Origin of the sequence: Streptomyces sp. NBC_00250, from assembly GCF_036192275.1 — a bacterium.
Classification (GTDB): Bacteria; Actinomycetota; Actinomycetes; order Streptomycetales; family Streptomycetaceae; genus Streptomyces.
In genome coordinates this window covers 3,222,972-3,236,429 of sequence record NZ_CP108088.1, presented here as the reverse complement: position 1 = coordinate 3,236,429, position 13,458 = coordinate 3,222,972, and the positions used below count along the sequence as shown (strand labels likewise).

At 71.9% G+C, this 13,458-nt stretch carries 15 protein-coding genes; 9 read left to right on the top strand and 6 right to left on the bottom strand.

Going from position 1 to position 13,458, the window contains the following annotated elements:
* Positions 1 to 319 precede the first annotated feature (319 nt).
* Positions 320 to 580, bottom strand: coding sequence for a UBP-type zinc finger domain-containing protein (locus tag OG259_RS14300; protein WP_328942617.1), 261 nt, complete (start codon positions 578 to 580; stop codon positions 320 to 322).
* Between the two features lie 47 nt (positions 581 to 627).
* Between OG259_RS14300 and OG259_RS14295 the strand changes: the two genes are divergently transcribed.
* A complete protein-coding gene (locus tag OG259_RS14295; protein WP_328942616.1) occupies positions 628 to 2,223 on the top strand; it encodes a Na+/H+ antiporter in 1,596 nt (531 codons plus the stop codon).
* Here OG259_RS14295 and OG259_RS14290 read toward each other — a convergent pair.
* Both OG259_RS14290 and OG259_RS14285 read right to left on the bottom strand, forming a co-directional pair.
* Complete coding sequence (locus OG259_RS14290; protein ID WP_328942615.1) at positions 2,199 to 3,119, bottom strand: 1-aminocyclopropane-1-carboxylate deaminase/D-cysteine desulfhydrase; 921 nt, start codon at positions 3,117 to 3,119, stop codon at positions 2,199 to 2,201. The two genes, OG259_RS14295 and OG259_RS14290, sit on opposite strands and share 25 nt — an antisense overlap.
* A gap of 68 nt (positions 3,120 to 3,187) precedes the next feature.
* Positions 3,188 to 3,778 (bottom strand): N-acetylmuramoyl-L-alanine amidase, encoded by a 591-nt coding sequence (locus OG259_RS14285; RefSeq protein WP_328942614.1) that lies wholly within the window; start codon positions 3,776 to 3,778, stop codon positions 3,188 to 3,190.
* 273 nt (positions 3,779 to 4,051) lie between these two features.
* Between OG259_RS14285 and OG259_RS14280 the strand changes: the two genes are divergently transcribed.
* Together OG259_RS14280 and OG259_RS14275 are read left to right on the top strand one after the other, a co-directional pair.
* Positions 4,052 to 5,470 carry a family 2B encapsulin nanocompartment shell protein gene (locus tag OG259_RS14280; RefSeq protein WP_266896532.1) on the top strand — a complete coding sequence of 473 codons (1,419 nt, stop codon included), beginning with the start codon at positions 4,052 to 4,054 and terminating at the stop codon, positions 5,468 to 5,470.
* Positions 5,471 to 5,563: 93 nt separating this feature from the next.
* Complete coding sequence (locus OG259_RS14275; protein ID WP_443051965.1) at positions 5,564 to 6,619, top strand: family 2 encapsulin nanocompartment cargo protein polyprenyl transferase; 1,056 nt, start codon at positions 5,564 to 5,566, stop codon at positions 6,617 to 6,619.
* A 58-nt stretch (positions 6,620 to 6,677) separates the two neighbouring features.
* Here OG259_RS14275 and OG259_RS14270 read toward each other — a convergent pair whose 3' ends face one another.
* Entirely contained in the window at positions 6,678 to 7,253 is a 576-nt protein-coding gene (locus OG259_RS14270) for a TetR/AcrR family transcriptional regulator (RefSeq protein WP_328942612.1), read from the bottom strand.
* 110 nt (positions 7,254 to 7,363) lie between these two features.
* Between OG259_RS14270 and OG259_RS14265 the strand changes: the two genes are divergently transcribed.
* From OG259_RS14265 to OG259_RS14255, 3 genes are all read left to right on the top strand, one after another.
* The gene (locus OG259_RS14265; protein WP_328942611.1) at positions 7,364 to 7,945 is read left to right on the top strand and encodes a dihydrofolate reductase family protein; all 582 of its coding nucleotides are present in this window, start codon (positions 7,364 to 7,366) and stop codon (positions 7,943 to 7,945) included.
* A gap of 123 nt (positions 7,946 to 8,068) precedes the next feature.
* Positions 8,069 to 8,263, top strand: a complete 195-nt coding sequence (locus OG259_RS14260) for a hypothetical protein (protein WP_443051964.1) — start codon at positions 8,069 to 8,071, stop codon at positions 8,261 to 8,263.
* Positions 8,264 to 8,306: 43 nt separating this feature from the next.
* On the top strand, positions 8,307 to 8,726 hold the full coding sequence (locus OG259_RS14255) for a DUF6304 family protein (RefSeq protein WP_266896542.1): 420 nt from the start codon (positions 8,307 to 8,309) through the stop codon (positions 8,724 to 8,726).
* Between the two features lie 79 nt (positions 8,727 to 8,805).
* On the opposite strand, the gene snpA is transcribed toward OG259_RS14255, so the two are convergent.
* Positions 8,806 to 9,450 (bottom strand): snapalysin, encoded by a 645-nt coding sequence (snpA, locus tag OG259_RS14250; protein WP_328942609.1) that lies wholly within the window; start codon positions 9,448 to 9,450, stop codon positions 8,806 to 8,808.
* 185 nt (positions 9,451 to 9,635) lie between these two features.
* On the opposite strand from snpA, the gene OG259_RS14245 reads away from it, so the two are divergent.
* Both OG259_RS14245 and OG259_RS14240 read left to right on the top strand, forming a co-directional pair.
* Positions 9,636 to 10,604, top strand: a complete 969-nt coding sequence (locus OG259_RS14245; RefSeq protein ID WP_328942608.1) for a LysR family transcriptional regulator — start codon at positions 9,636 to 9,638, stop codon at positions 10,602 to 10,604.
* Positions 10,601 to 11,077: a GNAT family N-acetyltransferase gene (locus OG259_RS14240; RefSeq protein ID WP_328942607.1), complete on the top strand. Its 477-nt coding sequence runs from the start codon at positions 10,601 to 10,603 to the stop codon at positions 11,075 to 11,077. Before OG259_RS14245 ends, OG259_RS14240 begins: the two co-directional genes overlap by 4 nt.
* A gap of 55 nt (positions 11,078 to 11,132) precedes the next feature.
* Here OG259_RS14240 and OG259_RS14235 read toward each other — a convergent pair whose 3' ends face one another.
* Positions 11,133 to 11,519: a VOC family protein gene (locus OG259_RS14235; protein ID WP_328942606.1), complete on the bottom strand. Its 387-nt coding sequence runs from the start codon at positions 11,517 to 11,519 to the stop codon at positions 11,133 to 11,135.
* A 220-nt stretch (positions 11,520 to 11,739) separates the two neighbouring features.
* Between OG259_RS14235 and OG259_RS14230 the strand changes: the two genes are divergently transcribed.
* Positions 11,740 to 13,431, top strand: coding sequence for a CocE/NonD family hydrolase (locus OG259_RS14230; RefSeq protein ID WP_328942605.1), 1,692 nt, complete (start codon positions 11,740 to 11,742; stop codon positions 13,429 to 13,431).
* Positions 13,432 to 13,458: the final 27 nt, after the last annotated feature.

Sequence of the window (13,458 nt, the reverse complement as noted above, 5' to 3'; positions counted from 1 at the left end):
AGGTGGCACAAGCTCATTCGGGGCTCGGGGGGAGAGGCCCCCGAACCGGGCGGTACGCAGGGGGCTGCGCGGTCCGCCGTGACGCTATCGCGATCCGTCCCGCCGTGTCGCTGTGAGCCCCTGCCCCCACCGGCCCCCAGGTCACCGATCGTCACCCATGGTAGGCCCATGGGTGCGGACGGTGGACAGGGGTCTGCGGGGGCCGAAAACGAGCGACCGGCGGAGGGGTGACGTACCCAACCGTGGGGCGGGCGAATCGTCGAACGGCCGAATCCCCGGACGGTCGGAAGATCCCACCGGCCGGCGACCCGTCGGCGACTCAGACGATCGACCCGTCCACGAAGCACCAGCGCCAGGCCTCGCCCGGCTCGAACGTCCGCATCACCGGGTGGCCCGTCGTGGAGAAGTGCCCCGTCGCGTGCTGTCCCGCCGAGGAGTCGCAGCAGCCCACGTGCCCGCAGCTCAGACAGATCCGCAGCTGGACCGGATGCGTACCGTCCGCCAGGCACTCGGGGCAGGTGTCGGCCAGCGGCGCCGGTTCGGGGCGCGGCATTTCGGCAACGTGCGGGCACTCGCTCATGATGGCCAGGTTACGTTGCGGCACCGGACAGGGACGGGCACACGGGCATGGACGCACTGCAGCTGGTGGCACTGGTGGCGGCGAGCGCCGCGATCGCGGGGCTCGCCCGGAGGACGCCGGTGCCCGCGCCCCTGCTGCTGGTCGCCGTCGGTCTCGTCGCCTCGTACGTCCCCGGGGTGCCGGACTACACCCTCGACCCGCACATCGTGCTGCCGCTGATCCTCCCCCCGCTCCTCTACACGGCCGCCGTCGACTCCTCGTACCTCGACCTGCGGGCCAACATCCGGCCCGTCGCGCTGCTCTCCGTCGGGTACGTCCTCTTCGCCACCGTGGCCGTGGGCTGGCTCGCGTACGTCCTCGTCCCCGATCTGCCGCTCACCGCCGCCCTCGTGCTCGGCGCGGTGATCGCCCCGCCGGACGCGGTCGCCGCCACCGCCATCGCGCGCAAGCTCGGGCTGCCGAACCGGATCACCACGATCCTCCAGGGCGAGTCCCTGGTGAACGACGCCACCGCCATCACCGCGTACAAGGTGGCCCTCGCGGCGGCCGTCGGCGAGGGGATCAGCTGGGCGGGCGGCCTGGGGGAGTTCGCGCTCGCGGCCCTCGGCGGCATCGGCGTCGGCCTGGTCCTCATGGTCCCGATCCACTGGCTGCGCCGGGGCCTCGGCGACTCGCTCCTCCAGAACACGCTCTCCCTCCTCATCCCCTTCGTCGCCTACGCGGCGGCCGAGGAGGTCGGCGCCTCCGGCGTCCTCGCCGTCGTCGTGGTCGGTCTCTTCCTGGGCCACCGCGCCTGGCAGGTCGACTTCGCGACCCGGCTCCAGGAGGAGGCCGTCTGGAAGATGGTCGCCTTCGTCCTGGAGTCCGCCGTCTTCGCCCTGATCGGCCTTCAGCTGCCGTACGTCGTCCAGGGCCTCGGGCAGTACGGCATCGGCGAGGCGATCTGGTACGCGGTCGGGGTCTTCGTCGCGGTGGTCGTGGTCCGGTTCGTCTGGGTCTACCCGGCGACCTTCCTGCCCCGGCTCTCCGCCCGCGTCCGGGAACGGGAACCGGGGGTGGACTGGAGGGCCCCGCTCGTCGTCGGCTGGGCCGGCATGCGCGGGGTGGTCTCGCTCGCCATCGCCTTCTCCATCCCCGTCGTCACCGACGGTGTGGAGTTCCCGGCCCGCAACCTCGTCCTCTTCCTCACCTTCACCACCGTCATCGGCACCCTGGTGGTGCAGGGCCTCACCCTGCCGCCCCTCATCCGGTTCCTGAAGCTCCCCGGACGCGACCGGTACGCCGAGACGCTGGCCGAGGCGCAGGCCCAGAGCGAGGCCTCGCGGGCCGCCGAGGAGCGTCTCGACGAGCTCCTCGCCGACGAGCGCAACGCCCTCCCGCAGCCCCTCGCCGACCGGCTCCGCACGGTCCTCGAACGGCGCCGCAACGCGGTCTGGGAGCGGCTCGGTGCCGTCAACGAGATCACCGGGGAGACCGCGGACGACACCTACCGGCGCCTCTCGCGCGAGATGATCGACGCCGAGCGCGAGGTCTTCGTGCAGCTGCGCGACGCACGGCGGATCGACGACGAGATGATGCGGACCCTGCTCCGCCGGCTCGACCTGGAGGAGGCCGCCGCCTACCGCGAGGAGTCCGCCGGCTGAGGGTCGTCGGGGGCGCCCGTGATCACCGCCACGAGCCGGGTACCCGCCGGGAACGCGCCCTCCTCCGCCAGGGTCGTGAGGCCGTGGAGCATTTTGGCCACATACAGCCGCTCGATGGCGAGTCCGTGCCGCGCCTCGAAGTCGCGTGCGAACGCCTCCAGAGCGGGGGACGTGCGCGCGTACCCCCCGCAGTGGAAACGCTCGTCCAGCGTCCAGTCGCCGCGCGGCCCGCCGAACGCCGCCTCCTGGAGCGCACGTACCTCCCCGCCCAGGAAACCGCCCTTGAGGACCGGGACGCCCAACGCCCGCTGCCCGGGGGAGAGGCCGGCCGCGAGACCCGCGAGGGTGCCGCCCGTGCCGCAGGCGACGGCGACCGTGTCCGCCGCCCCGGCCAGCTCGCGGCCCAGCTCCACGCACCCCTGGACGGCGAGCGCGTTGCTGCCGCCCTCCGGGACCACGTACGCGCCCGCGGGGGCCCGCTTCAGCAGCTCCGCGCGCGTGGCCGGGTCGTTCTTCGCGCGGTACGTGGCCCGGTCCACGAACTCCAGACGCATCCCGTCCGCCGCGCACCGCGCGAGCGAGGGGTTGAGCGGCCGGCCGGCCAGCTCGTCGCCGCGCACGATCCCGACCGTGGGGAAGCCGAGCAGCCGGCCCGCCGCCGCCACCGCCCGCAGGTGGTTGGAGTACGCGCCGCCGAAGGTGAGCACGGGACGCCCGCCCGCCGCGACCAGGTTGAGCGCGAGCTTGCGCCACTTGTTGCCCGGCAGATCGGGATGGATGAGGTCCTCGCGCTTGAGGAGCAGCGCGAGCCCGCGCCGGGTGAAGCGCTCGTCCTCCACCGGCTCCAGGGGCGAGGGGAGCCGGGGCCGCAGGTGGGAGAGGTCGAACGCGTTCACCGGGCCATTGTCCGGGTGCCGGGCCGTCACCCGCGCGTCGGCCCGTCGCTCCCGCGCGCTCCGGGGGTTCAGCGCAGGAGGTCGGCGATCCGCTCGCGCATCGAGGCCATCGTGAAGCCGCGCGGGTCCACCTTCCCCGGCTGCCACTCCAGGTGCCCGATGACGGAGCGGTGCGTCCACCCGTGCACCCGGCACAGTGCGGCCGCAGCCTTCGCGATGGCCTCCAGCTGGACCTTGGGCCACGGGTCCTCGCCGTCGCCGAGGTTCTCGCACTCGAAGCCGTAGAAGTGCCGGTTGCCGTCGGTGGTGGCCTCGTCGTCGCGCGGCAGGCGGCGCTCGGCGATGACCGCCCTGAGGACCTCGTCGTCGCCGAGTCCCGCGTGGTTGGCGCGGCCGTAGCCGACCAGGTGGACCGTGCCGTCCTTGGCGATCACGCCGTGACAGAGCGGTCCCGGCAGGCCCTCGTAGCCGTCCCGGCAGATCCGGACGGTGTTCGCGGTGCCGCGGGTCACGGTGTGGTGGATCATCACGCCGTGCACCGGGCCCCAGGGGCCCTTGTGGTTGCGGTTGTGGGTGGACCATTCGCCGACCTGGACGACCGAGAGGCCCTCGCCGCGCAGCGCGCCGAGGAACCTGCTCGCGGACATGGGGGTGGACATGACCGACTCCCTTCGAAGGGCGGGGCCTCCGGAGTGCGGAGTGCCGAGGTTCCGGAGTACCGGATTCCGTCACTCCGCTGCCATCCGTTCGGGCCGTGTGCGAGCCGATCCGGACAGCGCCCCGTGGGGCGGGTGGGACTCCGCTGTTCGGATGGAAAAAGCGGGACATGCCCCGAAGATCGTCGAACAGTCCCACTCGAATGTGTAATGGCGCCGACACGCTCCGTGCTGAAAGGCTTCGACTCGCAACTCAGTCATACGAGAGGGAGTTCCATGTCCGTTGGTTCGGTTGGCGACGAGGTCCGCGTCGCGGAGCAGCAGGCGCCGCAGCAGAGTCTCGGCACCGCCGCCGCGCGGAACCTCGCCACGACCACCAAGTCGGCGCCGCAGATGCAGGAGATCACCTCACGGTGGCTGCTGCGGGCGCTGCCGTGGGTCCAGGTGCAGGGCGGTACGTACCGGGTGAACCGGAGGCTCAGCTACTCCGTGGGCGACGGCCGGGTCACCTTCGTCCAGACCGGAGAGCGCGTCGCGGTCATCCCCGCCGAACTGGGCGAACTCCCCGTCCTGCGCGGCTACGAGGACGAGGAGGCCCTGACCGAGCTCGCGTCCCGCTGCCGCCAGCGGGAGTACGCGGCCGGCGAGGTCATCGCCGTCGCGGGCGAGCCGACCGACCGGGTCCACCTCCTCGCGCACGGCAGGATCGAGCAGATCGGCGAGGGGCCGTACGGCGACGAGGCCGTCCTCGGAGTCCTCGCCGACGGCGCCTACTTCGGCGACGACGCCCTCGTCGACCCGGAGGCCACCTGGGAGTGGTCCGCCCGCGCCGCCACCGCCTGTACGGTCCTGGAGCTCACCCGGGACGACGTACGGAACCTCGCGGAGCGGGCCGGCTCGCTCGCCGCCCACCTCGCGGGCGTGGCCGCCCTGCCCCACCAGCGGACCAACAAGTACGGCGAGGCCGAGATCGACCTCTCCGCGGGCCACGTCGGCGAGGCCGTCGTCCCGCACACGTACGTCGACTACGACGCCTCGCCCCGTGAGTACGAGCTGAGCGTCGCCCAGACCGTGCTGAAGGTGCACAGCCGCGTCGCCGACCTCTACAACCAGCCGATGAACCAGACCGAGCAGCAGTTGCGGCTCACGGTCGAGGCGCTCCGCGAGCGCCAGGAGTACGAGCTGGTCAACAACAAGGAGTTCGGACTCCTCGCCAACTGCGACTACGGGCAGCGGCTCCAGCCCCACGACGGCGCCCCCAGCCCCGACGACATGGACGAGCTGCTCTCCCGCCGGCGGGGCTCCAAGCTCTTCCTCGCCCACCCGCGGGCCATCGCCGCCTTCGGCCGCGAGCTCAACAAGCGCGGTCTGGTGCCCGAGACGATCGACATCAACGGCAACCGCATCCCGACCTGGCGCGGTGTGCCGATCTACCCGTGCAACAAGATTCCGGTCTCGGACGCCCGGACCACCTCGATCATCTGCATGCGTACCGGCGAGGCCGACCAGGGCGTCATCGGTCTGCACCAGACCGGCATCCCCGACGAGATCGAGCCCAGCCTCTCCGTCCGCTTCATGGGCATCGACGAGCAGGCGATCATCTCCTACCTGGTCACGGCCTACTACTCGGCGGCGATCCTCGTTCCGGACGCCCTCGGCGTCCTGGAGAACGTCGAGGTCAGCCGCTGGCGCTGAGCCGACGACGTCCCGGGGGCGGGGACCGAACCCTCCCGCCCCCGGGCGTTCCCGGCTCGCCCGCGCCGCACCGCCACGGAGGATACGAAGGAAGTGACCGTGACCATTGCCGGCGGGGATGCCGTCACCGACGGTCAGGGGGCCGTGCGGCTCCTCGACCGGACGCGGACCGCTGTCAATCCCCAACTGCGCTCGACCGTCGAGACCCTGCCCGGTTCCATGCGGCGGGTCGCGATGTACCACTTCGGCTGGGAGCACGCCGACGGCTCCCCGGCCGAGGAGCAGCCGGGCAAGGCCATCCGGCCCGCGCTGGTCCTCGCGGCGGCGCGCGCTCTCGGCGCCGAGGCGGCGCGGGCGGTGAAGGCCGCGGCGGCGGTGGAGCTCGCGCACAACTTCACGCTGCTCCACGACGACATCGTCGACGAGGACGTGACCCGACGGCACCGGCCCACCGCCTGGACCGTCTTCGGTATGCCGGACGCGCTGATCGCCGGTGACGCGATGAGCGCGCTCGCCCTGCGGATGCTCGCCGAGGACCCGCACCCCGCCTCGGCGGCCGCCTCCGCGCGGCTGGCCGCGTGCATCATCGAGCTCTGCGCGGGGCAGCAGGCGGACTGCGCCTTCGAGCGGCGCGCACCGCGTGAGGTGTCCCTCGACGAGTGCCTGGCCATGGCCACCGCCAAGACCGGGGCGCTGCTCGGTGCCTCCTGTGCCATCGGCGCGCTCTACGCGGGCGCGGGGGACGAGGAGGTCGCGGCGATGGACGCCTTCGGCCGGGAGGCGGGTCTCGCCTTCCAGCTGATCGACGACCTCATCGGGATCTGGGGCGACCCGGACCGCACGGGGAAGCCGGCCGGGGCCGATCTGGTCGCCCACAAGAAGTCGCTTCCGGTGGTGGCGGCCCTCGCCTCGGGGACGTCGGCGGGGGACGAGCTGGCCGAGCTGTACGCCCGTCCGGTCCTCGACGCTGCGGCGGTACGGGCGGCGGCGGACGCGGTCGAGCGGGCCGGTGGACGCGACTGGGCCCAGGACCAGGCCGCCGACCGGATGGGCCGCGCCGTCGAGCATCTGGCCCGGGCGGTCCCGGACCTGGCGGCGGCGGGGGACATGCTGGCGCTCGCGGAATTCGTCACCCGGCGCACGCGCTGACGCTGCCGGGGCCGGGCCGGGCCGCGGGGCGGGGTCGGGGGCCCGGGGCCCGCGGGCCTCAGGCCTCGGGGACGATACGGGTGACCACGGTCTCGATCAGCTCGTCCAGGTCCCGGTCGCCGTGCAGGTCCGGGACCGTGAAGTGGTCGAACAGCAGCCCCGTGAGGGCGAAGTAGAGCAGCCGCACCGTGTCCGCGTCCCCGGGCATCGCGGCGTCGAGGTGCCCCTGGATGTTCGCGTCCAGATCGCTCCGGAGCACCTTGGTGAGCTGGGTCCGCAGCTCGGGGCGGCGCACCGCTTCGAGGCGGAGCTCGAAGAGCCCGAGGTAGCAGGTGCGCTCGGCGGCGAGCCGCTGGGCGACCTGGCGCATGAGCTCCAGGACCAGGGCGCGGCTCGGCGCCGGCAGCAGGGCGGCCTCCATGACGCCGGGCTCGGGGGTCAGCCGTTCGAAGATCCGGTCGGCGACCTCGGCGAGCACCTGGTCCCGGTCGCGGAAGTAGTTGGACGAGGTACCGGTGGGGACGCCGGCGCAGGCGTCGACCGCGCGGAAGGTCAGCCCGCGGGCACCTTCGTCCGCCAGGACCTGGACGGCGGCGTCGAGCAGTGCCGTACGTCGTTCGGGGTTTCTTGCCATGTCGTGTTCCTCCTTCTTCGAAAATAGGGCTTGCGTAACCACTACAGGTGAAGCACTATAGCCGTCGTGGTTGCGATCGCAGTCACGACCCGGATGTGAAGAGGACCGGTTTGCGCAAGCTCACGTACTTCATCGCCTGCACCATCGATGGCTTCATCGGTGACCCCCAGGGCGATGCCACGTCCATGTACCAGTTCGTGGACGCTCCGTTCCTGGAGTTCCTGACCGCCGAGTACCCCGAGACCGTCTCGGCGCAAGGCCGGGAGGCGCTCGGGATCGACGCGGAGAACAAGCGTTACGACACCGTCGTCCAGGGGAGGGGCTCGTACCAGATCGCCCTGGACGTCGGCATCACCAGCCCGTACAGCCATCTGCGGGAGATCGTCGCCACCCGCTCCCTGGCCGAGTCGCCCCACCCCGACGTGGAGCTGATCGGCGACGACCTCGTCGGCCGCATCCGTGAGCTCAAGGCCGAGGACAGCCCCCTGGGCATCTGGCTCTGCGGCGGCTCCGTCATCGCCGGTCAGCTCATCGAGGAGATCGACGAGCTGGTCATCAAGACCTATCCGCAGGTGTACGGCTCCGGCATGCCGATGTTCGGCGCCGGCTTCGAGCCCCGCGACTTCGAGCTGAACGACCTGCGCGTCTTCGACAACGGCGTGTTCGTCCGTACGTACTCCAGGAAGCGGTGACGGCGGGAAGCGCTCCCGCGCGAGCCGTCCTACTCTGGACCCATGGGTGACGAGGCTTCTCGCACGACGCGGGACCCCCGGTCCGAGCACAGATGCCCGGCCTGCGGGCAGCCGCGAGCGACGGTGGCCACCCGGCACAAGGTCCTCGGGGCCTGGGTGCCGGAGTGGGAGGTGCAGCCCTGCCGCAACCCGGACTGCCCGCTCCGCGAGGGCGCGGAAGCGGGTGTCGACGTGGGCGTCGACGTGGGTGCGGAAGCGACGAGCACGCATGTGACCGGCAAGAACGACGAGATCGGGAGAAGTCCGGCCCCGGGGTGACCGGACGCGCGCCGGAGCCGGTCATACCGCTACAGTCCGGCGCATGTCATCGGAGTCGACGGAAGTCTGGACCGGCTGGTACCGGGACCGCAGCGGCGCGGAAGCGATCGTCATCACGGCCGACGGGCGGCGCGTCGCCACCCGGATCAGGGGGATCGAGTACACGGGCGAGAGCTTCGCCGCGCTCAGCGCGGCCGAAGAGGGCGGGCAGGTCCTCACCGGCTGCGTCCTGGAGTGGGACCTGCCGCTCCCCGTCGTCCTGGACGGCGCCACCCAGCAGGCCACGCTGAGCTGCCTGCTGACCCTCGGTGAGCGCGAGGACCTCAGCCTGACCCTGCACTACGGTGGCGCCGCCATCGAATCGTGCGTCGCCGGAGGTGACTTCGACGGGGCCCTGGAGCGGGTCCGGCGCCAGCTCCCGCCCGGCGCGGACTTCTCCCGCCGACTGCTCCAGGCGGCCTGAGAGCGGCCGTACGGGAACGGAGAACGAGGACGGCGGCGCCCCGGGGAGGGGGCGCCGCCGCCTTTCGGTTCCGGCCCGCTCAGTTCTTGAACGCGGAGGCGAGACCGAAGCGCCACAACTGGTCGACGCGGGAGCGCTCCTGGGAGTTCGGCTGGGCGTTCTGGCAGGACGTGCCGGGGCCGCCGCCCGACATCAGCTCGCTGCACGGACCGCTGTAGTGGTCCGGCAGTCCGAGGACGTGCCCGGTCTCATGGGCGGTCACCCGGGTGGAGTTGTACTGCTGGTTCTGCCGGTAGTCGAGGAAGATGTAGCCGCTGCCGTGGCCGTCGGTGCTCGCGTACGAGCCACGGGAGTCGTTGCCCTCGTAGTAGGCGAAGTCCGGGTTGCTGCCCTCGACGAGCCGGACGTTCGCCACCGAGCTGTTCCAGATCTGCGTGGAGCGGGCTATCTGGGTGCGGAAGCTCGGCGCGTTGGACGCGCTGTACACGACGGTGACGGCGGCGGCGCCGGGGTTGGCGGCCCGCTTCTTCGCCACGGACTTCACGACGGCGTCGAAGAAGGCCTGGTTGGCCTTCGCCTCCTCCGCCGAACCGGCGTACGCGACGGCGGCGTTGCCCGCCGGGGCGGTGTTCACGGCCGCGGCCGGGGCCGTACCGAGGGAGGCGGCGAGGCCGAGGCCGAGGGCGGTGGTCAGGACAGAGGCGAGGACCTTGGGGTGACGCATGGGGGGCTCCTCCTGTAGGGGACTGGAGAGAGTCTCGGGGGAGCCGGGGCGTACGGGGATGATGTCAACCGCCGATAGCCTCACCGCATCACCATCCCGACGACCCCCAACTACCTTGAAATCAAAGGTGATTGGAGGGTTCCGGGTATCTGGTGCGACTCAGGGCGCCGCCCTACCCTCGGGGCATGGAGCTGGAGGTGAGACACCTGCGCGCGCTCTGCGCCATCGCGGACACGGGCAGCCTGCACAAGGCGGCCCGCCAACTGGGCATGAGCCAGCCCTCGTTGACCACCCAGCTGCGCCGCATCGAGAACTCCCTGGGCGCCGAGCTCTTCTCCCGCGGCCGCACCGGCTGCCGCCCCACCCCACTCGGCCGCTCCCTGCTCAGCCGGGCCCGACCGCTCGTCGCCGACATGGCGGCGCTCGTCAGCGAGACCCGGGCCGCGGCCGCCCGCACCGACGGACCCGGGCTGCGCGTCGGCTCCACGGCGAGCCGCGCGCTCCCGGGCTGGCTGCGCCGGCTCCGCCAGCGGCTGCCCGGCACCGACATCGCCCTCCGGATGGACGTCTCCGCCAACGCGCTGCTGCGGAGCGTCGCCACCGGACAGCTCGACGTGGCGTTCGTGCACGAGGTGGAGGGCTGCCCCTTACGGGTCCCCGAGGGCCTCGACGGGCGAGTCCTGGTCGCCCGCGAACCGCAGTTCATCTCCCTGGCCCGCGACCACCCGGCCGCCTCCCGGTCCGTCGTGGACCTCGCCGACCTGGCCGACGACCACTGGATGGTCGACCCGACCGTGGACGGCGAATGGGACGGCCTCCGCCGGGTCCTGGACGCCGCCGGCATCGACCCGCCGCTGCTGCACGGCGACTACCACACGGCCGCCTCCCTCATCGTCCTCGGCGAGGCCGTCGCCCCCTGCCAGCCGACCTCCGGCCCCCGCGAGGACATGGCGGTCCGCCCGCTGCGCGGCGACCCGCTGGCCGTCCGGCTCCTGTTGTACGCGCGCCCCGGGGCGCCCCTGGACGCGCTGTACGCGGAACTCGCGGCGGCCTACCGGGAGGTGGCCCTCCGGGCGGCCCCGTACCGCGAGTGGCTCCGCCGCCAGGGGACGGCGGCGGGGCTGTCGGTGGGACCGTGCATGATGACGGCATGAGCGAACACCCGGAACGGGCAGTGGTCCGACACGCACGCCCGGAGGACCTGCCGCGGGTCGTGGAACTCGTCGCCGAGCACGCGGCGTACGAGAAGGCGGCGCCCCCGGCCCCCGGCCTGGCGGACCGCCTCACCGGCCTCCTCTTCGGCCCCGAACCGCCCCGCCTCCGCTGCCTGGTCGCGACCCTCCCCGACGGCACCCTCGTGGGCTACGCGACCTGCGCACCCGAACTCTCCACCTGGGACGGCACGGAGTACCTCCACATGGACTGCCTCTACCTCACGGAGACCTCCCGGGGCCACGGCCTGGGACCGCTCCTGATGGCGGCGGTCCGCACGGAGGCGAGCAGCCTCGGCCTGGCGGAGGTCCAGTGGCAGACCCCGGCGTGGAACGAGAACGCGATCCGCTTCTACGACCGCCTGGGCGCCACGTCGAAGGAGAAGCGTCGCTACAGCCTCCCCGTGGAGGCGTAGGGGTGTCTTGTCGACCAGGCCGGGCTCGGCCGCGGGGGCGACGGTGTGGTCGTGCCTACCCCTCGGCGTCCTGCGGGTACCAGCGCAGCTCGACGGTGTTCCCGTCCGGGTCCTTGACGTAGACCGACTGGGCCGAACCACGGGCGCCCCAGCGCGGAACGGGGCCCTCAAGGACGTCGAACGTCCCGGAATCCAGGACCTCCTGCCAGTCGAGGGGGTCCACGACCAGACATATGTGGTCGACGTTGGACTCGCCGCGCGGGCGGGAGAACAGGTCGATGACGGTGCTCTCGTCTATGCGCACGGACGGGAACGGCACCTTCCCGGCCCGCCACTCCTCGACCCGCTCGGGCGCGAGGCCCAAGGACCCGGTGTAGAACGCGAGCGCCTTGTCGACATCGGTCACGTTGAGCACCAGGTGGTCGAAAGCCTTGACGCGCATGGGGCATCACCCTTCAGTCGATATCTCTTCTGAAAACAGGCCAGTTGGTGACCTGCGGCGATGGTAGCCGTAGGTGGCTGACCGGCCTTTTGGGTTTGAACCGTCACAGTCACTCTGACGGGTGGTCGAGGTCGGTTACCCCGGCCGAGGCGATCACCGTGTGGAGATCATGACGGTGTCATTTCGACACCACACCCCTGCCACGGAAGGCGGCACAGCCATGCCCGTTGACGACGACAGCGCCTCGACGAACCCGTTCGCGATCAGCGCCGACGAGAGCGCCAAGCTGGAAGCGATCGAGCAGGCGTTACTCGACCCGTCGCCGCGCCGCATCGGCCGGCTCGACCAGTGGGGCCTTGCCGATACCTACGAGTCGTACGCGGAGATCGCCGGGTACCGGGAGCTCTCGATCGCCATGGCGGACGGGACGCTGATCGACGCGTCGCTGAGCGTCCCGCGTGACGCCCCGGCCGGGACGTGTCCGGCGATCCTCATGCCCGCCCCGCTGTCCCCGCTCGGCCGCCTGTCCTACCTGGCCATGCTCCCGCGCTGGGCGCGCGGCGGCTACGTCGTGCTGACCTACAGCCAGCGCGGCCTGGCCAAGTCCGGGGGCGAGATCCACGTCGCCGGACCCCAGGACGTGGAAGACGCCATGGAGATCGTCACCACGCTGTCCGAGCTCGACGCCGTCGACCCGGCACGGATCGGCTGCTTCGGCGCCTCCTACGGCGCCGGTACGAGCCTGCTGCTCGCCGGGAACGACCCGCGGATCAAGGCCGTGGCCGGCACCAGCGCCTGGGCCGACCTGTTCGCCTCGCTGTACGAGAACGGCACCCGGCACCTGGCGGCCTTCGAGGCGCTCGTGAAGCTGTTCAAGGAGGACCGGTGCTCGGAGGAGTTCCGGGACGTCATCCAGAAGATCCGCGGCAACGACATCGACGACGTGGTCAGGGCGTTCGCCGAGGCCAGGTCGCCGAAGAACCGCCTCCAGGCGTACAACGACCACCAGGTCCCGATCCTGATGACCACCGCCTGGCACGAGACGATCTTCTCGGTGCCGGCCGTCGTCGACATGTTCAACCGCCTCACCGGGCCCAAGTCGCTGCTCGTCCAGATCGGCGACCACGGCAACGGCGAGCTGCCCGGCCTGGCCGGCCTCGTCTCCAAGCCGACCGAGATGGCCTACCGGTGGATGGACCACCACCTCGGCGGCACGGCCGGCGACGGGGCCACGCCCTCGTACGGGGTCCGCTCGGAGTACATGCACAACCTGCTGTCCGACCTTCACCACGACGACTGGGAGAGCTACGCCCTGCCCCGGAGGCGGTTCCACCTCGCCCACGCGGCAGCCGGTGAGCGCGACGGGCGGCTGACCGAGGGAGCGCCGCAGTCGGGCTGGACCCGCCCCGTCAAGGTCTCCGTCCAGAACACCGAGGTCGTCGTCGCCCCGAAGCTCATCGAGACCGGGCTGGCGGAGCGCATGGGCCTCCCGCACGTCTACAGGACCGCCGAGGTCGACCGCGGTCTCGCCGCGATCTGGACCACGGAGCCGCTGGAGCGGCCCATGCGGGTCCAGGGCGAGCTGGAGCTGCGGGTGACCGTGACGCCGCAGGCCCTGGACGCCACGATCGTGGCGTACCTGATGGACTGCGACCCGGCCACCGGCAGGGCCGCGATCATCACCAACGCCCCCGTCACCGTCAGCAACGAGCAGCCGGGCCGGGCCACCACGGTGACCGTCCACCTCCAGCCGGCCCACTACGTCCTGAACAAGGGCCGCCGGCTCCAGCTGATCATCGACACCCACGACCCGTTCTACGCGGACGCCAACCGCGCCCCGTCCGCGATCGAGCTCAGCTCGCCGCAGGACGCCCCGTCGTACGTCGACATCCCGCTCCACCCCCTGTCGTAACACCCGCACCCAGCAAAAAGACCGCAC

Excerpts from the sequence above, each read along its gene's own strand:
- OG259_RS14240 (WP_328942607.1), top strand. The coding sequence starts at position 10,601 with ATGAGCGAACACCCGGAACGGGCAGTGGTCCGACACGCACGCCCGGAG.
- OG259_RS14295 (WP_328942616.1), top strand. The coding sequence starts at position 628 with ATGGACGCACTGCAGCTGGTGGCACTGGTGGCGGCGAGCGCCGCGATC.
- OG259_RS14230 (WP_328942605.1), top strand. The coding sequence starts at position 11,740 with ATGCCCGTTGACGACGACAGCGCCTCGACGAACCCGTTCGCGATCAGC.
- OG259_RS14255 (WP_266896542.1), top strand. The coding sequence starts at position 8,307 with ATGTCATCGGAGTCGACGGAAGTCTGGACCGGCTGGTACCGGGACCGC.
- OG259_RS14270 (WP_328942612.1), bottom strand. The coding sequence starts at position 7,253 with ATGGCAAGAAACCCCGAACGACGTACGGCACTGCTCGACGCCGCCGTC.
- OG259_RS14300 (WP_328942617.1), bottom strand. The coding sequence starts at position 580 with ATGAGCGAGTGCCCGCACGTTGCCGAAATGCCGCGCCCCGAACCGGCG.
- OG259_RS14280 (WP_266896532.1), top strand. The coding sequence starts at position 4,052 with ATGTCCGTTGGTTCGGTTGGCGACGAGGTCCGCGTCGCGGAGCAGCAG.
- snpA (WP_328942609.1), bottom strand. The coding sequence starts at position 9,450 with ATGCGTCACCCCAAGGTCCTCGCCTCTGTCCTGACCACCGCCCTCGGC.
- OG259_RS14235 (WP_328942606.1), bottom strand. The coding sequence starts at position 11,519 with ATGCGCGTCAAGGCTTTCGACCACCTGGTGCTCAACGTGACCGATGTC.
- OG259_RS14285 (WP_328942614.1), bottom strand. The coding sequence starts at position 3,778 with ATGTCCACCCCCATGTCCGCGAGCAGGTTCCTCGGCGCGCTGCGCGGC.
- OG259_RS14245 (WP_328942608.1), top strand. The coding sequence starts at position 9,636 with ATGGAGCTGGAGGTGAGACACCTGCGCGCGCTCTGCGCCATCGCGGAC.